Source organism: Thiocystis minor, from assembly GCF_016653465.1.
GTDB classification, from domain to species: domain Bacteria; phylum Pseudomonadota; class Gammaproteobacteria; order Chromatiales; family Chromatiaceae; genus Chromatium; species Chromatium minus.
In genome coordinates, this window is the sequence record NZ_NHSQ01000065.1 from 99,322 (window position 1) to 123,698 (window position 24,377).

Sequence of the window (24,377 nt, forward strand, 5' to 3'; positions counted from 1 at the left end):
CATCCAGGCCATAGCGATCGCGCAGTCGGGTCTGGTAGAGGAACATCCGCTCACCAAAACCGCTCTCGGCGTCGCCCTGGACTTCGACATGAATCAGCACCGCGATCGCCTGACCGTCGAGCGCGCGCACGCGCACCAGTTTGTCGGCGTAACGCCGACCGCGCGGGCTGTCGGCGCCGATCTGTTGCAGTTCCTTGTCGAGAAACTCCGGCGCCACACGCCAGTCGATCCGGGCATGAATGGCCGGGAACAGCAGCGCCAGGAACTCCGGGAAGAAGCGTTCCAGGGCTTCTTTCCAGGGGCTGTCGAAGTCGTTTTTGAGTGCGGTCTCGGCGGTTGAGTTGTCGACTGTCATGGGGGCGAGTGTAGCTGACTCGTCGGCGGGAGCGGGAGCGGGTCTAGGCACGATCCGCTGGCAAGTGCAGACACTGTCCCCGGAACTCCATCTGTGGTTCTCTCCATCGTCCGACCGATCGGGAAGTCATTGATGGACAGTTTCTTAGCGCAGCGCCTCGACCTGCGCCACCGTCAGTCCCGTGGCCTGGGCGATCTGCCCATCGCTGAGCACGCCCAGCGCGATGAGGTTGCGGGCGGTGTCCTGGGCCGCCGCCAAGCGGCCTTTCTGCATCCCGAGTTGCTCGCCCTCCTCTCGCCCTTCTTCTCGCCCTTCCTCTCTTCCCTCCTCGCGCGCCTCCTTGAGCAAGGACACCTCATCGTGCAGCGCCCGCTCGCGCACGAAGGCCAGGCGCCGCGCTTCCTCGTCGGCACTCAACTGACGCACGCGGTTCAGCGCCTCCTGGATCGGGGCATGTTCGATCGCGGCCATGGTCTGCTCCTCGCGCCAATGCTCGAAAAAGGTGATCCACGCGGACAGCGGATCGGCACCGAGCCCGAGCCGGTCCGCTTTCTTCAATTCGATCAGCGTCAATTGTAGCCGGTTCCCCAGCGTCACTTCGGGCTGACGCGCGTCGCGCATCTCGAAGCGCCAGCGCGCCTGCGCGCGCTGTTCCGACGTGTCGGCGAACAGATCGAAGTCCAGCAGATGGATGCCGACCGCCGCGCGCAAGGTGGCGTAGTCCTCGCCCTGCTCCAACTGCTGGGCCAGCATCCGCGCCAGATAATACAGCGCCCGCGCGCCCCAGGCGCCATCGCGGCGCACCTGGATCTCGATATTGTCGGCGTGCCCCTCGCCATCGCGCGCCAGGACGTCGAGGATGATGTACTTGCCGCGCAACTCCTCGGCATTGATGCCCGGATTGAGAATCTCCACCGAACGGATCTCGGGCAAGTCCGGGCGCAGGTCGTTGATCAACGACACCAGCAGCTCGGGAGCCTCGCCAAAAAGGCGCTTGAAGACGTAGTCGTTTTTGGGGTCGAGCAGGGCGTCAGCAACGGAGGACATCGGTGGAGGCGGTCAGGGTGCGTGAAGTCGCCAGAGTATCACCGTCTGAGTCGCTTGGATGGGTCGTGGTTCGATGGGTTGCACGGCCAATCGGCGTCCGTGCCAATCATCGGCGCATACCATGGCCGTTCTGCCCATCCACGCTGGCTCTGTCATGAGCCATCATGGGGTTGGACCTCCGCGCTGGAGGAGCCAGCGATCGGTGAGATGGGCGGCCCCATGGCCACCCGGTCGCGATGGACAAACCGCGCTGACATGAAAGCCGAAGGCGCGGACAACGTCGACGACTGAGCTTGACGCTAACACGAGAACAGGGGATCGGCCATGAACGGAGAAGAGCGATTTATTGATCGGGGGCAGCTAAATGGTGACCCCGGAGTCTTCTCCCCATCCACGCTGGCTTCGATCCGATCCCGGCTTTGCACAAAGAAGAACCTGACCCCGGAGTTGCCCGGAACTGGACGGTAAAACGTGACGGATGGGGCAAATGCCCCGTCCGGCTGGAAGTATCGGATGGATCAACGGCGCCAGCAGTCGCTGACCGTGCCGGCAGATCCTTTCAGCCCTGTTTGATCGATGGTCAGGGTGCCGCAACTGTCATCCGCCTGAGGGCCGGGGTCCACAGGCTGAGCCTGAAGTTGGAAAGTCGTGGCCGTGAGTGCAGGGGTCGTCGCAAAAGCAAAGGTGTAACGGTTGTTGACCATATCACTATTTGCGTCATTGCATTCCGATGCCGGGACGCCTCCCGCGTAGCTCGAAGTCCCGGTATACCGCCGTTCCATGCGTTGCGCCAATTCCATGAGACAGGACGCCCCATTCGCCCGCCAGGATTTGCGTACCGAATCCTGATAGGACGGATAGGCAATCGCGGCGAGGATGCCAACGATAGCAACCGTGATCATAAGTTCGATCAGCGTAAATCCACTGCTTTGTGGTCGAACGATTTGCATGAATAAATGGCCTTTTCCTTATTTCACAAACTTAGAGGAGGGGGCCGCCTCTCAGCGGCACCTCATCTAATCAGCGTAACTGACGCCAGCCCAATCGACCAAGCAGACCGGCAGCCATCTTGCGTAATGCCTCGGCATCTTCGCCGCTCGATCCTCCGGCCACAGGTACGTAATTGCCGCTCTCGTCGATCAAGACGCGGGGCGCATCGACAATCTGGCCCATCTTCATGCCGCTGGCCGGAACGGTGATCAGTTGATCGTCTTCATCTGCGGTGTAATCGGTCACGACTTCTTTGCCCTGTGCGTCTAGGGTAACCAATTTTTTAACCCCATTGACGATGCGAAGGATGTAAGTCACGCCATCGCGAATGACCAGGGTCAGTGTGTCCTTATCGTCGAACGTGCCCTCACCAGTGACATCGAAGGTCTTGCCGGTCGAACTCCCGCCAGTCAACAGATCGACGGCAAAAATCCAGCTATCGCCGCCTCCGACCACGCAGGGATCGTCCGATTCCAGAGGGATGATGCTCGTGAAAAGCACCTGTCCATTACCCGAGAGAATCTGCGGGCGGCTGACGACACGCTCGCCTTCTTCGCCATGCACGGGAGAAATGAGATCGATAAACCAGCCACGGTGATCTGGGCTGGAGCGTGTTCCCCATTCCATTGGGTGCTGCGAAATCACTCGCCAGGTGTGATTGTCAGGATCATTCGGCAATGCAAGCTCATTGACGATTTCCTGTTCGAGCAGAGGTGTCCGTCCGGTCGCGATGGCCGCGCCGCCTTTCCAGACGGTCGTGGTTGGATCGTCGGCATCTTTGCCGAGGATCGAATTATCCCAGATGCCATAAACGGTCTGTACTGAAGAATCAATGACATCGCTTGCACGCATGTATTGGCCGGTTCCAAAGTAGACCATGTAACCACCTAGCGGATGCGCTCCGACATCGAGTGGCCCCGTAATGGGTTGCGGTTGATCATCGTCATCCATCGCCTGGAAGAGCGGTGTACCGCTATAAGCCGTTGTCATTGAACCGGTCAGATCGAATTTCCAAAGATTCCCCTTCAGATCGCCCGCATAGGCGCCTGCAATCGTCTGTTGGCTGTCACGGATCAAGGCCACAGCGGACAGGCCATTGGTGACATCGTCCGAGACCTGGATCTCTTGGTGCAGACTGCCATCCTCCAGATCGACGATATAGAGCCAGGCACCGGTTCCGCTATCATAGCCGTTGCCGAAAATGGCCACCCAATGGCCATTCTGCAGCCGGCCGATGACCGGTGAGGAGGTCATCTGGCCGACCATATAACCGAGATGGTCATCTGTGAATTCCCAGAGCACGTCATCGGCGTCGAAGTTAGCAGGGTCAGTCACGTCCAGTGCAAAGACGGCCTTCCCGCCCGTCCCCAAAGTGCCGACCAAAATCGAGCGCCAGGCATCATTCACATAGGCATCACCGACGGAGGGCGAACCATCCACGAAATCCCGGTGCAGCGTCAATCCCCGATAGTTGGGGCTGGCAAGATCTTTCAGCTTGCCAAAGACGGCATTGGGCACATAGGCGAATTTCTCAGCGCCCCCCGTCGCGAGAACAGTCGTCGCATCAAAGGCGTGCAACATGCCGTCATTTGCGCCGACATAGATCATCGGAGTACGAGCCGCATTCGCTGTGAGAAATGCAGCATAGGTATCCTTGCCTGGAGTCCCCGCAGGCAAGCGGGCATAGCCGACATTCTGCGGTTTGGTCACATACAGCGGATCGGAATGAACGATGTCGCCCAGAATCTTGGTGCGGACGCGCCAGCCGGTGACCCCGTCATCCTTGCTTTCGGCACTCTGGTCGCCGCGCAGCCAGTTCAGGATGGTTGGGTCATTTAATAAATAGGCTTTCTGCGCGGTATTTAACATCTCCCCTGACGGAGTAGCGTCTTCCCCCCAGATAAAGGGGATTCCAGCCGGATCCGAATCATCGTCCGGCGTGGCATTCCAGGTATAGATTTGGCGCTCATTCCACTTCGGCAGCAGAAGCTCAGCATCCCAGACCAAATCATCTGTTTCGTCGTCATCGAACAGACTCAAGGCGCTCAATGACCCGCTCCAGTCGCTAGGATCGAATTTTGCCTGATAGACCAGTGTCTCGCCCCTGGCGCGGGTGGAACTGGCCGCCGCCGAGGCGGCACTCGATTTCGTCAGATTGATAATCCGGGTGAAGGCATCTTCCAGTTGCTCTTGCAGCTTGCCAGCATTGGTCACGAGGAAATAATTGGGCGATGACACGCCATCGGCCAGTTTCTCGTTGCCTTCGGATCCGTATTTAGCCGCGTACCAGAGCGGGTTCTCGAGGACGGTGGCGGCGACATTGGCGCTGGCGGTGAAAATGCGGGTGGCGAGCAGAGGCAGCGGTTCGTCGCAGGCGGTCACGTTCGCCGGCGCTGGATTGTCGCATTGACCTGGCAGCAGTTCCGCTGGCGTGTCGAGAAAATAATCCGGATCCAGCTCTGGAGCGGGCACGGTCTTTGTTATCGTGCCTTCGTCAGCATCCTTGACGCCATTACTATTCTTGTCATTGAATAACGATGGCTCGCCAGGAAGATCTTGGATGCCATTACCATTCGTATCGACAAAATCGTCCACCGTTTTGGTTATCTTTGTATCCGTATCCCGCACCTCCAGATAAACCCCGTCGTGGGTCGTTCCGGAAATGACATAGCCCATGTGCTGAATGACGCTGCCGGCGGCATATTCCGAGACCAGATTGACGGTTAGGGTGTTGTCTGGATTGACCTTGGCCTCGTAGACAACGATGGCGTCCATGTCATGATCGTTGCCCTGCTCCACATCCTCGAAATTGATGCGGAACTTCACATAGGGAAGCCCACCGTTCACGTTTTTGTCCGGTTTTTTGGTGAGATCGGTATTGGCAAATTCCTCAATGAAGAAGTCGACAATGGTATCGGTGGGCTGGAACTTATCTTTAGCCACGCTGATGGAATTCCCACCGACCGATTTGGCGAAGGGCACCAGGGTGACTTTCTTGTTATTAACCGGAATCATGATTTTCGGCAGCGGAGACGCCAGCGCAACAGAAAACGTATTAATGTCCTGCGTGTCTTTCATGCCAGATTCGGTTCGTAAATCGTGCTTAAAGGCAAAACGGGCGATCGCGGCTGAATAATAGCCGCCCTGCTTGGTCGGTTCGGATGGCGATAAACCGCGAATATTGCCAAGCCCACTGACTTCCTTTGCCGATGGCGCGTTGTCATAGGTTGCACCAACCTGACCGATAAAATGCGTACTGGCGCTGCCATGCTCTTCCTTCCAGATCTGATCGGCATCCGCGATGACATCCAGACCCGAAATATCTCCAGTCAGGCTTGGCGCTTTCACGAATGACGAAAACGTACCGGGAATCTGGTCGGTATCGTATGACGGATTGACATCGCTGATGACCAATTGCGCGCCGGGCGCGCAATAGAGCGAGGGATTGTTGTCGAGCTTATAGGGATCTTTCCAGGCCGGTGCTGGCAATTCCATAGTCCCTGTTTTGTCGCTCCCTGCAACGTCGCGTAGTGTGACAACTTCTTTGTTATCCGTGAGCGGCGGCACGAAATCTTTCGTATAGGTCGCCTTCCCTGAAAAATAACGCAAACTTTCATATATCATTTCCCCGATCGGATTGCCCCAGTCGGGACATGCACTCGTGCTATCAACCATCGGCTTGGTTACTAACAAACCTATCGGATAGAGATATTCCGACGTTTTATCGAAATCGATGATCCGAAAGCGGTCGATGGTGCCAACGATACCCAAAAGACTGGTGAAGACGCCGGTTGTCAGATTGACTTCGCCGAGGTCGGGATCGACCTCGTTCATGAAATGATCTATATTCTTTCGGAGAACGCCGCCGCGCATGTTGTAAGGATGCGTAAACGCACCAGACATCAGACCAAAATACATCTGGTCGTTCTTACCGTATTGTTGCAGCAAGCCGTCGGGTTTATAGGTCACAACATCCGGGTCTTGAGCAGTATCCGTATAGGGCTTGCAATTAGTATCCAAAAGACCATCTTTGCACACCTGAACGCGGACGATGTAGTCCGTTATTGACGATACTGGCACGGTGCGTGAAAGCTTATATGTTGTAATGGTTGGCGCAACAGTTGATTCCGCCGCAGATTTGCGGAGATTTAAAGCGGGTACTACGGCCCAACTGCCGCCGACTGGCTTCCAGAGTAATTGCCAACTATCGCCACTAGTCATCTCTTCATGGTGAAACTCGATGTTGTGCCAACCTGCCGATAAGGTTTTGGTGACCGCTGAACCAGTCTTGTCAGCACAAGTTTGAAAATCAGTAGTGCCGCAAGTTGCATGATTGTTGTACCAGCCCGTAACAACCTGTCCGTCGATCAATAACTCGACTGCATCGTCGCCGTTCGTGGCAAATTGATAATCGCCATCACTCGGGATATTGATTTGCCCTTGAATGAGTGTCAGGTAATACTCATCCGTGCCGCATTGCAGAGGGTCTGGGCTTGGCGCAAAGGGATTGTTATTGCTTCCGCTAGTATCGATATTCCCCTTAGAGATCGGTCCGCTTCCACATTTTTGAGTCTCTGTTCCCCAGTTCGTGATCAGCGCTTGAAATGCTGCTGCATTCGCCGGATGACTCGCTTTCTCCGTCGTCGCGGTGGTTGCGCAATTATTACTCTGATTAATGCATTTCGTTCCTGCCACCGGGCGCTCGATCGCGACCCACTCCCAGATGCGGAATTTGGAGTCATTCAGGAAGCGGAGCAGGGGTTCCTTGTTGACACCGACCACGCCTGAGGCGGGCTTGAGAAGGGTGGTGTTCGCAAAGAGGTGGCGGGTGCCTGGCACCGGCAGGGACAGGGGGGTGTAATCCCCGATGTTGTACTTATCGTGCTCGATACTCCGGTATTCCTTGCCCCAACTGTGCGCCTCCTGCGGGATGTAGGATCGTTCGAGGACCGTCGTCACCTGATCCTCGTCGTCGTCGGGGTCATAAGGCAGATCGAGGTAACGCTTTCCGCCGTAGAGTACCTTGCGCAGCGCATCGATGCGGCTGGTGGTGAGATAATTCAGAAAGTCGCCGCTCCAATATCCGGAACATTTCTTGGTGCCGGTGATCGTCGCGGAGACCGGGCTGAAGCGACTGTTCGACGTACTGTATTCGTAACAGAGGTGCGAATCGAAATAGCCGTAATAATCGACCTGGTTGCCTCCGGCATCCTCCATGTTCGGTTTGTAACCGACATCCAGCACCCCGTCGCCGCTGAGATCGGAGGCATCGTTATAGGCTTCATAATAAAGCGTGTGATCCTTTCCCATGATGAGCATGGTCAGCGGCGGGGCGGCTGCATTAGCACCGCTGACAAACAATGGATATTGCGCCAGATCTTCGGCGTTGACCAATGCAATGGGGCTGGAAAGAATGATGCCGAGCAATAGCGAAAATAGAGGCCGGCGTTGAGTAAAGCGTTGGTCATCGCGATGCATAATGGATCTCCGATGAGAAAATTCATGAAATGATTGAGCTGCTAATCTCAATCATGGCTGGAGCCTGATATAACAAAAGCCTTCATTTTAATCTATGGGCGACCGATGACTGTCTCCAGGATCACGACCGTGTTTGCAATCTCGCCTTGTGCGCGCACTGTGACACGGTAACGACCACTGTCGCATAACCCTCCAGGCTCGGCACCGCTGGCGCCAGGCACGCACTGAATCAAATAGATCGGTGGCGCGACCACATTTGCGATTGCTACAACGTCGTCAACCCCAACGACATCTTCTTCATATGAATATTCACCAGCCCAGCCGTCATTGTCATTCAAATCCGGATCGGGTGTGCCCGGATGAGGATCGGGTTCTTCATGATCCTCATCTCCAGTGATCATGGATTCCAATACATCAGGGTCAGTGTTAATAATCACTTCTTCAGCCCGACGCAATGCGGCTTCGGCGGCTTGGAATGAGACATTGCGATCTTTCATGTTGCCGGCCATCCGTTCGTCGAGCGTCGTCGTTTGGATGGCCGTGGCGCCAATGATGGTCATCAGCAACAGAAAGATCAGTCCGACGACCAAGACCATCCCTCGCTGGTGCCGGTTGCCACAGGCTTGGTTCATCGCTTTGGTATCCTTATTTAATTCTATTACGTAGAGTGATCGTGGTGCTGAACACCTGATAGAGCCGTCGATCGTCTGTGGCAGCGGTAAAGGTAGCGCCATTAAAGGGAAGCGACATGGGGGCATCGACCACATTGTTTTCGCTGCTTCCGAGCAGAAGATCAATCCTGACGGCGACAACCTGGTTCCAAATTGCTGTACTGGCATCGACATAGCTGTCGAGTTGACCGTTGTCATTGGTGTCGAGACCATAACTTAATTGCATATTATCAATCCCTTCCAGCAATTCTTCGTTGGTCGTCGTGCCCGAAACAATCCTTTGCTGCCATAGTGCAGGTGCTCCACTCGCGCCGGGTCTGATGTAATAAATATGCCTCACGACGGTGTCTAATTCAGCATCATAATAATTGATTCTAAAAAGATCGGTGTTTGGAGTGTAATCCGGTAAATTCGCAGCCGCTGGCGCCGTACTCGCGCCCTCCCAGCCTTGAATGTAATCACTAGGCGGCCAATTGAATATGGCGCCGACAAATTTTGGATATCCTGCCTGCCGAAGATCGCGTGATAGATGATCAATCGCAAAGCGCCCGTTTTCCTGAGATCTGGCCATTCCTTCGTTGGCACGGTAACTCTGTTTGGTGCCAATAAAGAGTGAAATAACGCCAGCGGAAATGAACAGGCCGACGGTCATTGCGACCATCAGCTCGACTAGCGTAAAACCGCTATTTTTTAGTCTGCTCATAACTGAGTCTCGAAACTGAACGAAATACTCCCGGCAATCCCTAAACCACTGCAAATCGGATCGGTCTCGCTTTCTCCAGCCTCGCTGTGCGAATCATTCCAGCAGATGGTAACGGTGGTTTGATTAGCCGATGATGAAATATTTCCTTGTCCTTCTGGCAGCAGGCAAGCAAGACGATTTTCCCATTCGTCAAAGTCATCGTCAGCGACATTAGAACCTGTTCGTGTAAAATCTTCATCGCATTCTTCGGCTTCGGCGTTTTCTTCATAATCTTCTGCGTTACCCCGATTTGCCCGCATGGCATCGGTAATCTCATAAGCCAGATTCGTGGCCTGAGTACGCAGAGAAGAACCTTGATTCAGCTTGAGCGAAACCGCCTGCAATCCGGCGAGCCCCAGCAGGCCAACAGAAAGAACCAGGGCTGCAATCAAGACTTCAATGAGAGTAAAACCGCGCTGGCGAGAGACGGCACAGGTCGCAAGGTTTGCTGAACGCTTCATATGATTCGCTCATCCATCAGGGGCAAGTCGTTTTGCTTGAAGATGCCCGGCCAACCGCAGTGACGGCAATGGTTCGCCGTTGATCGCCGGAGCAGCCGGTTGGTGTATAGGTAAAGGTGATGGCGGCTGTGGCTTGTCCAGTGCCGCGAAAGGTGACCAGTCCGGCGGTCGCCGTGAAGGTCGCCGTGCCGCTCATGGCGGGCCAGACCCGCAGGATCTCTAATGGGCTGGAGCCGGTGACGTATAGAATCCAGCCACCCGCCCAATTGGTCTGGTCGCTGGTGCGGCACGTTGCGGAGTCGGTGGACGAACAAACTGAAACAGACGCACCGCGCTTGACCGCTTCGCTGCGCGCCAGATTCAAGGTCGTCAGAAATTCATTGACCTGTGCCGATGCGCGATTGTTGCGCATCATATCCTGAAAACTTGGCACGGCAATCGTCATCAGAATGGCCGCAATGGAGATGGTGACCATTAATTCAATGAGGGTGGTGCCGGCGGCGCGGCGGGCGGAGCGAGCATGCGGAGCGGTCAAGTGCGCGCCGAGAGTCGCCCGCATTGCGCGAAAATCAGGAACGCGCCCGATCCTGCAAATACAGCTTGTGAGCATCGAACCTATCTCCATTGGTGTCATTCGCCCCGAGGGAGAGTACCGCAACCGGATCGTCGGTCAAGGTCGGTCGGTCAGTTTTCTGACGGACATCGGCCTCGGACGCCTGTTGAGGGTTGTCATTTCGCGGCGTGATCCGCGTGCATCCACGCACGATCGGGCAAGGTGCGCCTGTCGTTTCGAAACCGGGCGGGAAAGCCCAGTGAATCCATGCCGTTAATACTAGAGGATGCCTCGCTCTCGAAGCGCGAGGTGTTGCACAGAATCGGAAATTGATTCGTGCTGTTGTCCAGTACCCGAGTTGGCGCCTTGGAAGGATGGCTGAGCGTGACTGTCGCGGGACGGGGTATTTACGCTGTTCCGAATGTTTGGGGTGCTCGCGGCGGGCGCTGGCGTCTGTCTGGAGGGGACGACGAGACGTTGCGGACGGGGCAAATGCCCCGGCTGGCCGCGAAGTCTTGTGGGGGCGAATTCATTCGCCCCGACATGCGCGCCGCCAACGGGGCGAATGAATTCGCCCCTACAAAGCTGGCGGTCCCCTGCCGACACAACCGCCGTGGGAGCGCCGCTCCCACGCCTGGGCGAGTGCCGCTCGGCGATCCCAGACGTCGTCCATCAGCGAATGATTCATCGAGCCAGCTTTTTGGCCGTGTCCGAGACAGATTTTCTGTTCAAAGCGTAGCGAATAATGCCTTGGAGCGGTGTTGTGAGCGAAAGGCCGTCGGGCGGATGCCCATCGGGCGATCCGTCAACCAACATCGCCAGCCAGCCGATCGCCGAAATGGCGGAACCACGATCGCGTTTCGCCCTACGTGGACTGGTCGTGGTGCGCGTCGAATCTGGTGCGCACGAATTCGTACAGATCTGTTGCCAGAGCGATGGCTTCGAGGGCTTCCTCAAGTCCGGGGTCTGGATCCGAGCATGGATAACGGAAATGAGTGGCGTAAGGCGTCAGCGTGGCGGCCAGATCAATCCACCGTGTAAAACGCTGATCGCCAGCGGCACATTTGGTCAGCAGCATCATCAGATCATGCGTCTTGAAAACGGGTTGACCCGCTTCGACGAGCACCGCTTTCAACGCTTTTTCAGCTGCCTGTTGGCAGTGATAAACGGCGGTATCGGTGATCGGCTCTGCTGTTCCTTCGACCACGCGTCGCGCGGTTTCCAGGTCATGACGTGCCTTTTCGAGCCACGCTAACGCAATTCGATTCAACTCCTCAGGCATGAATGACATGGCCGTCCGTGACGATTTTGTGCATGAGGGTCACTGGAATCGCCTGTTCACGCCTCATCTCATCTGTCGTGCGAACGAGAATGTCGCATGGCACCCCCATGCCGAACAGCGCCTTGTAGCCCCGCCGCGCTCGGCGCCAGGTCGGCTCGTCAGACTGCTCGACCTCCACCAGAATATCCAGGTCGCTGTCTTCGTTCGGGATGCCCCAGACCTGAGACCCGAAAAGGATCAGGCGCTTGGGATGATAGGTTTCGACGAGACGCTGGGTGATTTCGGCGATCTGTCGTTGGTCAATGTTCATTTGGTGTCCCAGGATTTCGAAAAACGGGGAGATGAAGTTCCCTCGGTTTTTCGTCTTCCAAGGGCGGAGGATCATGCTACCTGTTTTTCTCCCTGTTTGGATCTCGTGACACAGCGGAGCGGTGTCGCGAGTGAAAGGCCGTCGGGCGGATGCCCATCGGGCGATCCGCCATCCAACACCGGTCGTCAGGTGGGTGGGTAGAGTCCCCACGCCCCGACGTTGCACTTGAGTGCGGTCGCCCGCTGGTCACGAAACCCATCGACCACCAACCATCTACTTCGCTGTCGGGGCGAATGAATTCGCCTCTACCTCCGCGCCGCCTGCTCCCGCTCGCTCTGTTTGGCGGCGGAATCAGTGTGTGAGCAGTTCGTCAAGGGATTGGATGTCGAGCACGGCGTCGAGCCAGGCGTCCAGTTGCGGGATATCGGCGCTGTCAAGGCGGGCGCTGACCCCGGCGGGCAGCGGACCGAAGCGGCGGGCGAGCAGACGCTTGAGGCTATCGGCCTTGCCTTCGGCCTTGCCTTCGGCCTTGCCTTCGGCCTTGCCTTTGGCCTCGCCTTCGGCCTTGCCTTCGGCTTTGCCTTTGGCCTCGCCCTTCACGAAGATGGATTGATAGGCGCGGGTTTCTTCGAGGGGGGTGAAGATATTCAACATCGTCGAGATCTCCTCGGCCGTGAGCGACCGGAAACGTTCAAAGAACCAAAATTCCAGAATCTGTGACAACGCGGTGCGCGCGGCGGGTTCCAGCGGCGCGTGCTGGATAGCCTGCCAGAGCGCCGGGGCGCGCGCGGTCAGCGCGGCGTCGCCCGTGATGATGAGCGGCGCGAGCGCGGCGAGGAAGGGGTTGTCCGGCTCGCGTTCCAGCCAGTCCGGCAGAAAGCGTTCCAGACAGATGGCGGCGGCGATCGACTCGGGCGCGCCGACCCGGCTCGGTCGGGGCGGCAGATCGCGTGCGTGGAGCACGATCAGCAGCCCGCGCACCTCGCGCTCGGGGTGTTCCTCGCCATACAGCCCGATCTTGGTCAACAGGTTGTACCAGGCCGCGGCCGCGGATTGCGCTTGAAATTCGATCAGGTAGACCGGGCGGTCTGGATCCAGCGGTTCATAGAGGCCATCGGCGCGCCGTTCCAGGCTTTTGAGGGTCAGCGAACGAAAGACGTAGTCGCCTTCCAGGGTCAGCCCGCCGGTGAGCACCCGAAAGGCTTCGGGGCCGGTGGCGAGGAACGTATAGATCGACGAGTCGGTTTTCATGCGGTGCTCGGGGCGAGTCGGTACGCTCTCAGTGTAGACGACGCGCGCACCGTCCCGTCAAGGGGCGCGATAGCCAGTGCGCGGCCTGTCGCGCAACCGACATCCGCAAGCAACCCGCGAGCAAACACCCATGACGACCTTCCGCGCGTTTGGGGCGCTCCCGGCAGGCGCTGGCGTCTGTCTGGAGGGGCGGCAAAACGTTGCGGACGGAGCAAATGCCCCGTCCGGCTGGGGCAACCCGATAGGGCGCGGCGTCACGCCTTCGATTGTGATTCCCGTCGCGAATCGTTACCCTCTCGCCTCGTTCACTCCGCCGCGAATCGGGTTCAGGTGCAGACACTCGCCGCTACTCGCCGTTACTGGCTGCCTCAGCTCATGGTGCTGATCCTGCTCGCCCTGATCGGCACGCTGCCGTTCTGGTGGACCGATCTGGATCTGCGCGCGGCGGCGGTTTTTTATCATCCGGAGGCGGACGATCCCTGGTTCGAGTCCCGCCGGGCACTCTGGCTCTTTCTCTATCAGGCCGCGCCGCTGCTGATCGGTCTGATCCTGGTCGGGAGTCTGACGACGCTCTTTGCGGGCGTGCTCTGGCCCCGGTATAAGCGGCTGCGGATCCATGCGCTGTTCCTGATCGCCACGGCCATCCTCGGTCCGGGCCTGACGGTCAATGCGCTGCTGAAAGACCACATGGGTCGCCCGCGTCCCCATCAGACGGTCGAGTTGGGCGGCGCCCAAGCCTATCTGCCGCCGCTGGCCGTGGGCGAGGCGGGGAAGGGCAAGTCCTTTCCCTGCGGTCACAGTTCGGCCGGTTTCATGCTCGGCGCCTTTTTTATGATCTGGCGGCGGCGGCGTCCCTGGCTCGCCGGCCTGGCGCTACTCGGATCGCTCGCCCTGGGAACCCTGCTCGGGATCGGTCGCATGACCGCCGGGGATCATTTTCTGTCCGACGTGATCTGGTCTGGCGTCATCGCTTATGGGATTGCCTTTGTTCTCTATTATTTCGTGCTGCGGATACCGCAACGCGAATTCGCGCTCGAAGCGGACGCCGGAGGACTGGCGGCGACTCCATCCCGCCCCTTACGCTATCCGGTGGCCGCTGGGCTTGCCTACGGACTCGCGGTCGCGACCATGCTGTTTGGCGTCTTGCTGGCGACGCCGGTCCATGAAAACCGCTCCCATGAAGTGGTTCCGGCGGATGATCGGGCGTCGCCGCGGACGCTCCGCCTGATGGCCGACACGGCACAGATCACCCTCGTCTGGCACGACTGGCCGGACCGCTCGGCCCTGATCCTGCTGAAAGGGCGCGGTTTCGGTCTGCCCGGCACGCGGGTTCGGGAGCGCCTGGAGGAGCGCGATGGGGTGCTGACCTTTGAGATTGCGCACACGGGTTTTTTCACCGAGAAGGACACGACGCTGACGGTCGGAGCGGTTCCGGGCGCCTGGGATCGCATCGAGATCGCGACCGACGTTGGCGACATCCGCGTCTATCCGCTGCCGCCCTCCTCGGCGCCGACGCTTGACCTCAAGACCGGCGACGGTCAGGTGCGGCGCGACATTCAATGAGGTTTTCAGGCGAATTCCGGAAATGGCTTTACTCAACGTCAAACCCCGTAGGAGCCCGCTTGCGGGCGACGGGTGGGGCACACAGAAGGCATTTTGGCGTGTCACGTCGCCCGCAAGCGGGCTCCTACGGGTAAGAGCTTTGACGAAAATCACCTTAAACCGCGTCAGCTCCAAGGCTTGTCGGTCCCCGCGAGGCTGGCGCGAGACGCCAACAACGCACGCCCTCCCGGACGCGGTTTAAGATGTGCGGCATCGCCGGCTTCATCCTGCGCGACGGCCAGCGGCCAGACCCCGAGCAACTCGCGCGCATGGCGATCCAACTCGCCCATCGCGGACCGGACGATCACGGCATCCACTGCGCCGGTCCGGTCGGTCTGGCGCAGACACGTCTGTCCATCATCGGTCTGGCGACCGGTCATCAGCCCATGGTCTCCGCGGATGGCCGACTGGCGCTGGCGGCGAACGGCGAGGTCTATAACTATCTCGAACTGAACGCGGCCTTGCGCGAGCAAGGCCGCCAGACGCGCACCGATTCGGACTCCGAAACCATCCTGCACGCCTACGCGGTGCACGGTCTCGGGTTCCTGACCCAACTGCGCGGCATGTATGCCTTTGCGCTGCACGACGCGGACGCCGGGCGTCTGATCCTCGGGCGCGACCGGCTCGGGATCAAACCGCTCTTCTATGTCCGCCTGCCCGACCGCATCGCCTTCGCCTCCGAGATCAAGGCGCTGCTGCCGATCCTGCCCGAACGGCCCCAGGTGTCGTCCGGCGCGCTGCGTCAGTTCCTGCAAAATCAATTCGCGAGCGGCGAGGACACCCTGATCGCCGGGATCCGGCGCGTCCTGCCCGGCGAGGCGCTGACGATCGACGCGGATCTGCGCATCGCTCGTCATCGCTACTGGTCCGCGCTGGAGGTCGCCCCGCGCGCCATCGGCCTTGAGGAGGCGCACGCCGAACTCGATGGATTGATGGATGCCGCGATGCGCGAGCACATGCGCTCGGACGTGCCCTTCGGACTCTTCCTGTCGGGCGGGGTGGATTCGGCCGTGCTCGCCGCCATGCTGCACGCCCATGGAGCGGGCCGCATCAAGAGCTTCTCGGTGGGCTACCGGGGCACCGCGATGCCTCACGAACTGGACGAGGCGGCGCGGGTCGCCGAGCATTTCGGTCTCGATCATCGGCCGCTGGAACTGGAGCTGGGACAAGTCTTCGGACGCATCCCGCACACCATCTGGTCCGCCGATGAGTTGATGCGCGACTATGCCAGCCTGCCCACCTCGATCCTGGCCGAAACCGCCGGGGCCGAGCTGAAGGTGGTCTTCTCCGGCGAGGGCGGGGACGAGGTCTTCGCCGGCTATGGGCGCTATCATCCGCGCCCCGCCGAACGCTGGTTCAAGGCCATTCTGCATCCTGGCAGCGGCGGTTTTCGCACGCGCGGACAGTGGTCCGGGCGCTGGTCACGACGACTGTTCGGCCCGGCGCTGCGGGCGGTCGCCGACGCGGATCGCGCGCCCTTTCTGCGCGCCTGGGGCGAGACGCCCGCGCATTGGTCAGACATGCAGCGGCGCCAGTACACGGATTTGGTTACGGCGCTGCCGGATAACCTGCTGGTCAAGACTGACCGCCTGCTGATGGGATTCGGGGTCGAGGGACGGGTGCCTTTCCTGGACCATCGGCTCGTCGAGTTCGGTCTGTCGCTGCCGGATGCGCTCAAGGTTCGCCAGCACCAGGGGAAATGGCTTCTCAAACGCTGGGCCGAACCCCGGTTACCGCCGGGTCATCTGGCGCGGCCTAAGCGCGGCTTCCATGTCCCGGTTGGCGACTGGCTGCGGGGCGAGGTGGCCGCACAGGTCGGTCGGCGTCTGGCGCGCAATCGCGGCATCCGCGACTGGTTTCGCGTCGAATCCATTCCGGCGCTCGTCGCCGCCAGACAGAAAGGGCAGGGCGGCGGGCGCGAACTTTTCGGTCTGATGCAGTTCGCCATCTGGCACCGGTTGTTTATCGAAGAGTCCGGACTCAGGCCCGCGCCAGATGAGGATGCGTTGGAGTGGATCGGGTAGAGACGCATCTTGTGCGCTTGTGCGGAAGCGATAAATCGAGTCAGGCACGGGACATCGAGCGCGCCAAGGCGCTGTCTGCGAGGCGAATCTCTACACTGAGTCTCGGCGGCTACGCATTCTTGCTACTGTTAAGATCAAGCCGGCAGGCACTGAACAAGCTGCGCGGATCAGAGAGATTCTGGCGGCAAGCAGCCGGCACTGCTCGAAAAGAGAGGTTACTCATGCAAGCATTTCAGAGAATTACTTTCGATCCCCGCATCATGGGTGGTCAGGCCTGTATCCGTGGTCTGCGAATCACGGCCGCGTTGATCATCCGGCTGGTTGCACAAGGCAGAAGTCGCGATGCGATTCTCGCGGAATATCCGGATCTTGAACCGGAAGACATTCATGAGGCGCTGTCCTACGCCGCTTGGCTGGCGTCCGATCAAGTCCATGTTGAGCGGGCCGCATGAGATTTCTCGCGGATATGAACATCTCCCTGCTGACCGTGGAATGGCTTCGGTGACAGGGATATGAGGCCACTCATGTGCGCGAACATGGACTTCAGCGGACAGCCGACGAGTATATTCTGCGCAAGGCGCGCACGGAGCACTGTGTTCTGCTGACGATGGATCTGGATTTCGGTTACCTCATGGCCGTCAGTCAGGAGCAATTGCCCAGCGTCATCTTGTTTCGGCTGGGCAATGAAACCTCGGAGCTGGTGAATCAGCGCCTCGCTTCCGTCTTGAGCCTGAAGGATGTCGACTGGGCGAATGGCCTCTTTGTGACAGTCACCGAGACGACGCTTCGCGTTCGTCAGCTTCCCTTGTGTTCCTCAGGCGTTTGATGGGCGCACGTCTCGGATCAGCGCAGACTGACCAGGATTCAGGCATGGGACATCGAGCACGCAAGGGGCTGGCAAAAGACTGGAGGACATGAGCGATAGCCGAGAACTTCACCCATTGGAATAGCGCGGATTATCTGGACACCGAAGGGGACATTCAGTTGTACCTTGAAGCCTGCATGGAGGAAGATCCGGGCGACGGCAGTTTGATCCGCCATCCTTGGATGTTCTGTTTCGTTCGTCACGACAAAGGGATGCCGTATCGCTCATGAACGCCCCCGATCAACATGGTTTATCAACAGACTCGCTGGCAAAACTCAGGCAGCGATTACTGGATCTCGGCGGACGCAATCGTCTTCTGAACTTCACGCATGGCCGCCAGGGAAACATTCGTCTCGTCGATAAAATCCCGAACGAATTGCACCAGATTCTGCTGTCGGAAGAGGAATTGAGATTCCAGTCCATTCCAAATCCGACCCGACGAGAATTGCTCGATGCCGGTTACATCGAGGCCGATCCGCAAACCGGGCAGGACAATCCACTCAAAAAAGTGCCGACGGCGCTGGAATGGGCGCAGGTACTCGGCTATTCGGCCGACTACGAACTCCCGATTGCCAAGACCGCGGAGGGCGATCCGTCCAGACGCCTCGATAAGCTCATCCAGACCCTGATGTTTCCAGAGGAACTGGAAACGCGGCTGCGAGACCTGCGTAACAAGGCAGAGACGGCGATCGAGGAAACGGGCGCCAACATCTGCTATGTCGCCCTCGGGTTTTTGGAATGGTTCGAGAGTCAAAGTAGCCACAAGCCGCATCTGGCTCCTCTCGTCCTCGTGCCGGTCAAGCTCATCAAAGGTCGGCTCGATGCGAGCAGCGGCACGTATCACTATACCCTCGCCTTCACTGGCGAGGACATCATCCCGAATCTCTCGCTGCGCGAGAAACTGCGCATCGATTTTGGACTCGCGCTCCCCGCTCTCGACGAATCCACGCTACCGGAAGACTACTTCCGTGAAGTCGAACGGCTCATCGCCAAACCGAGACAGCCGGACGAGCGATGGCAGATTCGCCGCCAGGCCACCGTTGCGCTGTTCAATTTCAGTAAGCTGCTGATGTATCTGGATCTCGATCCAGCACAATGGCCAAAAGAAAGTTCGATCACCGATCATCCGATTATCAGCCGTTTCTTCACCACCGAGAGCGCCGAGAGTGGCGGAGGTTCAGGATTCGGCGACGAATATGTCATCGATGATCTGCCAAAAATTCATGATCGTTACCCGCTTATCGAGGATGCCGACAGTTCTCAGCACAGTGCGTTAGTCGATGCCATCGATGGCCGGAACCTCGTCATTGAGGGACCACCGGGGACCGGAAAATCCCAGACCATCACCAATCTTATTGCCGCGGTCTTGGCCCAAGGAAAACGCGTGCTTTTCGTTGCAGAGAAGCTGGCAGCATTGGAAGTCGTCAAACGGCGTCTGGATCTGGCGGGACTGGGTGATTTCTGTCTGGAACTGCATAGTTCTACTTTGTTACCTTCAAAAAATCTTTAAGTGTTTAAATTTTATGATAATAAACAAAAATACACATAAACAATAGGGTTCTAGTGGCGCGTTGAGCGCCTATAATCACCCATAAACCGCCAACATCTATCTTCAATAGGGGCATAGTAAATGAAGATTTATTGCGCCTAATAAAAAATAACTTAAAATTCATTAATTTATGCGACAGTCAAAGTTAACAAAGTAGAAATAGTCACAACACTCAGAAACGCAAGGTGCTGGACGATATTGCCGAACGCTTGAACAAGCAGGGCCATTATCGCAATCCAGAACAGATCGATGCCGATATTTCACGGTACGAGGAATTCAAGCGCCAACTGCGTACCCATGCGGAACTCGTTAACAGTCGCTGGAAGCGCACCGAAAAGACGATCCATGAAATCCTGATGGCCGCGAGTCGTCATCGGGAGTTGCTTGGGATCGATCCGGTCACGATCCATCCCGAAGGCTATGACGGTGGCATCTTCGACGGCAACGTCAGACGGCAGAGTCTGGAGACCATCCGGATCTTCGGGGATGTTTATCGAGCAATCGCCCGTCAACTCGGTCAGGGCGACAACCTCCAGACGCATCCCTGGCATGGCGTCGGAAATCGGGACCTACAACTCTTCGACCAAGACAGGGTGGGTGCGGCCCTCGCGCATTGGCAAGCGGCGCTGGAACAGATCGCCGAGACAGTGGTCGAGACGGGTTCGCTGCTCATGGCGGATTCCGGAATCGCGGTGCTCAATGGCAACCTCCTGCATGGCGAAAGCCTCGACGACATCAAAATATTCAAGGACGAACTCCGCGCGCTTCCGCGTCTCCAGGGCGGTGAAATCCTTGCCGCGCTTCACTTCCTGCATGGCCAGAATCTCGCCACGCTGGATCGCCACTTGAAACTCCTGCGAGACATCCGGACCCATCGCCGGAATTTGTCGGACAAATTGCATCCGCCATTTCTGAATGACCCTTGCTCCCACCTGGCGTTGCGGGATGCCTGTCGTGCATTGCGACAGCTTGGAACGGATGGACAAGCGGATTTGGTCACACTCGCCAAATCGCTCAAACAGATCGAGCAGATTCAGACACGGCTTCACGAGCTGGGACAGCCCATGTCGGAGGTCGCCCTCGGACTGAGTCATGCCTACACGAGCGTGATCCAACCGAATGAGGTTGGACTGCGCGAATTCCGCACCCTGATCGAACTCGTCGGTCGGCTTAAACCCGCCTTGTTCAAGTTGCGTGACGACTGTTTCGATGACGATACGCTGGATCGGCTGTTGCCTGACCTGAAGTCCAGGCTCGCCTCCTTGCAGGCGGCCCAGGAAAATCTCGGGGAGTATTTTCTCGTGGATCATGTGCCCCCGGCGGACGTGCTTGATGCGATCCGTGCAGAACTGACCACTGCCGGGTTGTTCCGCTGGTTCAAAGCGGGTTGGCGTACCTCTCGGCAGCGCTTGCGGCAACTGGCGTCGACACCGGAAACACGTTTCAAGGATCTGTCGCGCCGTCTGAATCAGCTCTGCGCCTACGCGGAAAACAAGCAGGCGCTGGAAACGGATACCCGCTATCAACGCGCCCTGGGTGCGCACTTCAGCGGTCTCGATACCGCCATCGACGATCTGTTTGAGTTGCGCGCCTGGTATCAGGCCGTGCGGATGCACTATGGGATCGGATTCGGTCCCAAGGTTCCGCTTGGGGAAGCATTGCTCGCGATGCCGAGTATGCAGGCGAAAGGAATCCAGTCGCTGTGTCAGCAGGGGATCCTGGAGCGGATCGATACGCTGCTCGGCGAACTCGACGAACTGAAAACCGCGTTCGCCGGCTATGCCCCGCTGCAACGCGGCGATTCCTCTTTGATTGCGGCAGACGGATCGCTCACGACGCTGGAAACACAGCTCAAGCGTGATCTGGGCATTTGTCAGCACCAATTGACCGACCCGTCCGCCTCGCTGGCGGAGGTCGAGCGGATCGTCAATCAAGTCAGCGATCTTCAAGCCATGCAGCAGGCTTTGGCGGAGAGCGCCTTCGACCCCCAATGGCTTGGCCCGCACATCGATCTGCTGATCGATCCCGATCAAGTGGACGAAGCGGCTTTGCGGGTTGCCGGGCAGACGGCGGAACTCGCTCACGCGCTCGATCACGGACTGCGGCTGCGGATCCTGAGTGCCGGTATCCGCCGCCAGCCGACCGCTGAACGCTTCGCGGCGCTGCAACAGCTTGGCGAAAGGCTGGAAACGGCTTGGCAGGCACATCTCGCCGGTCGGGATGAATTCGTCGCGCTGACCGACTTGGATCTCGATGCCTGGCAGACGGGGGGCGGTCAGGCGCTCGACGGGTTGATCGGTCGCAACCGACGGGCCTTGCAACAACCCGATTGGCTCTCGAATTGGCTGGACTATGTTCGGATCCGCCACCAGACACAGTCGATCGGTTTCGCGCGTCTCACGACGGCCATCGAAACAGGCGTCCTACCCGCCGACCAGATCGACGCCGGTTACCAGCTTGCCGTCTTCGACCTGCTGGCGCGGGAGATCTTCAAAGAGGTTCCGGCGCTCGCCACCTTTTCTGGAAATACTCAACTCGGGATCCAGAAACAATTCCGCCAGTACGACGAAACGCTCAAACAGCTTCAGCGCGAACGCATCGCCTGGCGAATCGATCAGAATCCGGTGCCACCGGGTTCGACCGGCGCCAAGGCCAGCGACTTTACCGAGTTGGCCTTGCTGCAACGCGAGTGCGGAAAAAAGAAACGACACATCCCGCTCAGACAATTGGTTCAGCGTTCCGGAAACGCACTCGTCGCCCTGAAGCCCTGTTTCATGATGGGGCCGATGTCGGTCGCTCAGTATCTCGCCCCTGGCCAGATCGAATTCGATCTTGTCGTCATGGATGAGGCATCCCAGATGAAGCCGCAGGATGCCTTGGGCGCCATTGCCCGTGGCCGGCAAGTTGTGATTGTCGGTGATCCGAAACAGCTTCCGCCGTCCAGTTTCTTCGACAGGGTCGTCGACGATGACGAGGATGAAGAGACAACGGCCATCGAGGAGTCCGAAAGCATCCTGGACAGTGTCTCCCCGCTCTTCGACAAACGCCGTCTGCGCTGGCATTACCGATCTCAGCATGAATCGCTGATCGCCTTTTCGAATCATGCCTTTTACGACAGCGAGTTGGTGATCTTCCCGTCGCCTCACAACGATTCGGACGACCTTGGCGTGAAGTTCACGCGGGTTTCCAATGGTCGATTCTTCAAAGGACGCAACAGCGAAGAGGCGAGCATGATCGCCACCGCGGTCGAGCAGCATCTGTTGCACCGGTCTGAAGAATCACTCGGCGTCGTGGCCATGAATGTCGTGCAACGCGACCAGATCGAACGTACCGTGGAAGATCTCGCCAAGCAGAATCCGCTCCTTCAAGAGGCGCTCGACAAGAATCGTCTGAACGAACAACCTTTTTTCATCAAGAATCTGGAGAACGTGCAGGGTGACGAACGGGACGTGATCTTCATCTCCTGCACCTACGGTCCGGAGGCGGTCAGCGGCAAAGTCTTTCAGCGCTTCGGCCCGATCAACTCCGATGTCGGCTGGCGGCGTCTCAATGTCCTCTTCACCCGCTCCAAGAAGCGGATGCACGTTTTCAGTTCCATGGGGTCGGAAGACATTCTGATTTTGGAGCGTTCCAAACGCGGGGTGATCGCCCTCAAGAATTTCCTTGCCTTTGTCGAGACGGGTCATCTGCATCAGGCCAAGCCGACCGGTAAGGCACCAGACAGCGATTTCGAGGTCGCCGTCGCCTCCGCGCTGCATCAAGCGGGTTTCGACTGCGAACCTCAAGTTGGCGTCGCCGGCTTCTTCATCGATCTCGCCGTCCGCGATCCGGGCAAACCCGGCCGTTATCTGATGGGTATCGAGTGCGATGGGGCCAGCTACCATTCGGCGAAGTCGGCCCGTGACCGCGACCGCTTACGTCAAACCATTCTGGAGCGTTTGGGTTGGCGCATCCGTCGCATCTGGTCAACCGATTGGTTCCGAAGTCCGCAAGTCGAGATCAAACGGATCATCGACGAATTGAATGCCTTGAAGACACCCTCTCTTTAAGGCGAAAACGTATAACGGATAATGAGGACACGATGCCAACAAAACTCTTTGCACGCTTCCGCGAAGCGATCCTCGCCGAGCAGAGCAGCCAGGTCACCAAGGGCGCGTCGGGGCCGCTTCCGCCTGACTTGCTACTGGAACGCGATGGAACCTTGTCGATTTATTACGCGCCTTGCGACTACACCAACCCCGAAGCAAGAGTCGTCCTCCTCGGAATTACACCTGGCTGCACACAAGCCTCCAACGCCATCCAGGCCGTGCGTGCCGCAATGGCGAGCGGTTTCACGGGTCAGGAAGCAATGCGGCGTGCGATGCGTTCGGCCGGATTCAGCGGTAAGATGCGTCCCGCGCTCGTCAAGATGCTCGACGCGGTCGGGCTGCAGCGCCATCTCGGAATCGCAACCAGTGGAGAACTCTTCGAGACCAAGGCCGACTGGCTTCAGAGCGCGTCCGCCATCGTCTTCCCTGTCTTCAAGGATGGCAAAGACTACAATGGAACGCCAGAGATGACAGGTCATCCCATGCTGACGCGCTACCTGACATCCCATCTCGCTCCGCTCATCGAAACCTTGTCACACGCCATCTTTATCCCGCTCGGACCCAAGCCATCGGCTGCGTTGGAGTGGGTTGCAAGGCAGCATGGTTTGCGCCCCGCCCGCGTGTTGCACGGCATGCCGCATCCATCCGGCGCCAATGCAGAACGGATCGCCTATTTTCTGGGTGAGAAGCCGCGCGAGAAGCTGTCAGCAAAGACCAATCCCGACAAACTCGATCAGGCCAAGCGCGAGATCATTCGGTTGCTACACATCTGAACGTCGCTCGCACCCTGGCCAGAGAGCAACGGGGCTAAATGCATCCCATTACACACAACTTTCCGTGTCCGGCATCTCCCTGGCCTATTTGATCCCGGCGGCGAAGTCCATGATGCGCTGCATGCCCAGCCAGATCGTCTTCAAACCGGGCTCGCCATCGCCCTTGCGCCCGAGAAACCCGCCGAGACGGGCGATGAGGCGCATCACCTCGTTGAGACGTGGCGGTTCCTTGGGGACAGGTTTCTTCGCCAGGATGTACGCCGCCTGCCACTCCTCGGTTTCCAGCAACAAGCCCGCGTCCAGATCGGGGACGGTGCGCCCCAGGCGCATCAGGCG

The 24,377-nt window shown here is 58.4% G+C and carries 17 protein-coding genes and 2 pseudogenes; 7 read left to right on the forward strand and 12 right to left on the reverse strand.

The annotated features are described in order from the left end of the window. The 11 genes and pseudogenes from CCR95_RS07960 to CCR95_RS08010 all read right to left on the reverse strand — a co-directional run. A pseudogene (locus tag CCR95_RS07960) lies at nt 1-355 on the reverse strand (hypothetical protein); the annotation flags it as partial. Between the two features lie 144 nt (nt 356-499). Further along, nucleotides 500-1,402 (reverse strand): Rpn family recombination-promoting nuclease/putative transposase, encoded by a 903-nt coding sequence (locus tag CCR95_RS07965; protein ID WP_201093356.1) that lies wholly within the window; start codon nt 1,400-1,402, stop codon nt 500-502. Nucleotides 1,403-1,920: 518 nt separating this feature from the next. Beyond that, nucleotides 1,921-2,352, reverse strand: a complete 432-nt coding sequence (locus CCR95_RS07970; RefSeq protein ID WP_201093357.1) for a type IV pilin protein — start codon at nt 2,350-2,352, stop codon at nt 1,921-1,923. Nucleotides 2,353-2,422: 70 nt separating this feature from the next. Further along, nucleotides 2,423-7,870, reverse strand: coding sequence for a pilus assembly protein (locus CCR95_RS07975; RefSeq protein ID WP_201093358.1), 5,448 nt, complete (start codon nt 7,868-7,870; stop codon nt 2,423-2,425). Nucleotides 7,871-7,962: 92 nt separating this feature from the next. Beyond that, entirely contained in the window at nt 7,963-8,502 is a 540-nt protein-coding gene (locus tag CCR95_RS07980; protein ID WP_201093360.1) for a pilus assembly PilX family protein, read from the reverse strand. Between the two features lie 13 nt (nt 8,503-8,515). Beyond that, complete coding sequence (locus CCR95_RS07985) at nt 8,516-9,244, reverse strand: PilW family protein (protein ID WP_201093362.1); 729 nt, start codon at nt 9,242-9,244, stop codon at nt 8,516-8,518. After that, nucleotides 9,241-9,744, reverse strand: a complete 504-nt coding sequence (gene pilV, locus CCR95_RS07990; protein ID WP_201093363.1) for a type IV pilus modification protein PilV — start codon at nt 9,742-9,744, stop codon at nt 9,241-9,243. Before pilV ends, CCR95_RS07985 begins: the two co-directional genes overlap by 4 nt. A gap of 16 nt (nt 9,745-9,760) precedes the next feature. Further along, nucleotides 9,761-10,303 carry a GspH/FimT family pseudopilin gene (locus CCR95_RS07995; protein WP_201093364.1) on the reverse strand — a complete coding sequence of 181 codons (543 nt, stop codon included), beginning with the start codon at nt 10,301-10,303 and terminating at the stop codon, nt 9,761-9,763. Nucleotides 10,304-11,162: 859 nt separating this feature from the next. Then, nucleotides 11,163-11,579 carry a HEPN domain-containing protein gene (locus CCR95_RS08000; RefSeq protein WP_201093365.1) on the reverse strand — a complete coding sequence of 139 codons (417 nt, stop codon included), beginning with the start codon at nt 11,577-11,579 and terminating at the stop codon, nt 11,163-11,165. Further along, complete coding sequence (locus tag CCR95_RS08005; RefSeq protein ID WP_201093366.1) at nt 11,572-11,889, reverse strand: nucleotidyltransferase domain-containing protein; 318 nt, start codon at nt 11,887-11,889, stop codon at nt 11,572-11,574. Before CCR95_RS08005 ends, CCR95_RS08000 begins: the two co-directional genes overlap by 8 nt. A gap of 351 nt (nt 11,890-12,240) precedes the next feature. Continuing rightward, nucleotides 12,241-13,140, reverse strand: coding sequence for a DUF2887 domain-containing protein (locus CCR95_RS08010; protein WP_201093367.1), 900 nt, complete (start codon nt 13,138-13,140; stop codon nt 12,241-12,243). A gap of 330 nt (nt 13,141-13,470) precedes the next feature. Here CCR95_RS08010 and CCR95_RS08015 point away from each other — a divergent pair, with 330 nt between their 5' ends. The 7 genes and pseudogenes from CCR95_RS08015 to CCR95_RS08045 all read left to right on the forward strand — a co-directional run bounded on the left by CCR95_RS08015 (nt 13,471) and on the right by CCR95_RS08045 (nt 24,041). After that, the gene (locus CCR95_RS08015) at nt 13,471-14,703 is read left to right on the forward strand and encodes a phosphatase PAP2 family protein (RefSeq protein ID WP_201093368.1); all 1,233 of its coding nucleotides are present in this window, start codon (nt 13,471-13,473) and stop codon (nt 14,701-14,703) included. Nucleotides 14,704-14,945: 242 nt separating this feature from the next. Next, a complete protein-coding gene (gene asnB / locus CCR95_RS08020; RefSeq protein ID WP_201093369.1) occupies nt 14,946-16,766 on the forward strand; it encodes an asparagine synthase (glutamine-hydrolyzing) in 1,821 nt (606 codons plus the stop codon). Further along, nucleotides 16,754-17,218 carry a DUF433 domain-containing protein gene (locus CCR95_RS26080; protein WP_338115365.1) on the forward strand — a complete coding sequence of 155 codons (465 nt, stop codon included), beginning with the start codon at nt 16,754-16,756 and terminating at the stop codon, nt 17,216-17,218. Before asnB ends, CCR95_RS26080 begins: the two co-directional genes overlap by 13 nt. A gap of 68 nt (nt 17,219-17,286) precedes the next feature. Then, nucleotides 17,287-17,592: pseudogene (locus tag CCR95_RS08030) on the forward strand (DUF5615 family PIN-like protein); the annotation flags it as partial. 265 nt (nt 17,593-17,857) lie between these two features. Next, nucleotides 17,858-19,141: a DUF4011 domain-containing protein gene (locus CCR95_RS08035; protein WP_201093372.1), complete on the forward strand. Its 1,284-nt coding sequence runs from the start codon at nt 17,858-17,860 to the stop codon at nt 19,139-19,141. Between the two features lie 224 nt (nt 19,142-19,365). Then, the gene (locus CCR95_RS08040) at nt 19,366-23,229 is read left to right on the forward strand and encodes an AAA domain-containing protein (RefSeq protein WP_201093373.1); all 3,864 of its coding nucleotides are present in this window, start codon (nt 19,366-19,368) and stop codon (nt 23,227-23,229) included. After that, nucleotides 23,124-24,041: a hypothetical protein gene (locus CCR95_RS08045; protein WP_201093374.1), complete on the forward strand. Its 918-nt coding sequence runs from the start codon at nt 23,124-23,126 to the stop codon at nt 24,039-24,041. The genes CCR95_RS08040 and CCR95_RS08045 overlap by 106 nt, the downstream gene beginning before the upstream one ends. A gap of 84 nt (nt 24,042-24,125) precedes the next feature. On the opposite strand, the gene CCR95_RS08050 is transcribed toward CCR95_RS08045, so the two are convergent. After that, a partial coding sequence (locus CCR95_RS08050; RefSeq protein WP_276570241.1) for an IS4 family transposase occupies nt 24,126-24,377 on the reverse strand: 252 nt, incomplete at its 5' end.

What these genes read in the sequence shown, in the direction of transcription:
- asnB (WP_201093369.1), top strand. Translation starts at nt 14,946, where the DNA reads ATGTGCGGCATCGCCGGCTTCATCCTGCGCGACGGCCAGCGGCCAGAC.
- CCR95_RS07980 (WP_201093360.1), bottom strand. Translation starts at nt 8,502, where the DNA reads ATGAACCAAGCCTGTGGCAACCGGCACCAGCGAGGGATGGTCTTGGTC.
- CCR95_RS07965 (WP_201093356.1), bottom strand. Translation starts at nt 1,402, where the DNA reads ATGTCCTCCGTTGCTGACGCCCTGCTCGACCCCAAAAACGACTACGTC.
- CCR95_RS08035 (WP_201093372.1), top strand. Translation starts at nt 17,858, where the DNA reads ATGAACGCCCCCGATCAACATGGTTTATCAACAGACTCGCTGGCAAAA.
- CCR95_RS07985 (WP_201093362.1), bottom strand. Translation starts at nt 9,244, where the DNA reads ATGAGCAGACTAAAAAATAGCGGTTTTACGCTAGTCGAGCTGATGGTC.
- CCR95_RS08000 (WP_201093365.1), bottom strand. Translation starts at nt 11,579, where the DNA reads ATGCCTGAGGAGTTGAATCGAATTGCGTTAGCGTGGCTCGAAAAGGCA.
- pilV (WP_201093363.1), bottom strand. Translation starts at nt 9,744, where the DNA reads ATGAAGCGTTCAGCAAACCTTGCGACCTGTGCCGTCTCTCGCCAGCGC.
- CCR95_RS08005 (WP_201093366.1), bottom strand. Translation starts at nt 11,889, where the DNA reads ATGAACATTGACCAACGACAGATCGCCGAAATCACCCAGCGTCTCGTC.
- CCR95_RS07995 (WP_201093364.1), bottom strand. Translation starts at nt 10,303, where the DNA reads ATGCGGGCGACTCTCGGCGCGCACTTGACCGCTCCGCATGCTCGCTCC.
- CCR95_RS08010 (WP_201093367.1), bottom strand. Translation starts at nt 13,140, where the DNA reads ATGAAAACCGACTCGTCGATCTATACGTTCCTCGCCACCGGCCCCGAA.
- CCR95_RS07975 (WP_201093358.1), bottom strand. Translation starts at nt 7,870, where the DNA reads ATGCATCGCGATGACCAACGCTTTACTCAACGCCGGCCTCTATTTTCG.
- CCR95_RS07970 (WP_201093357.1), bottom strand. Translation starts at nt 2,352, where the DNA reads ATGCAAATCGTTCGACCACAAAGCAGTGGATTTACGCTGATCGAACTT.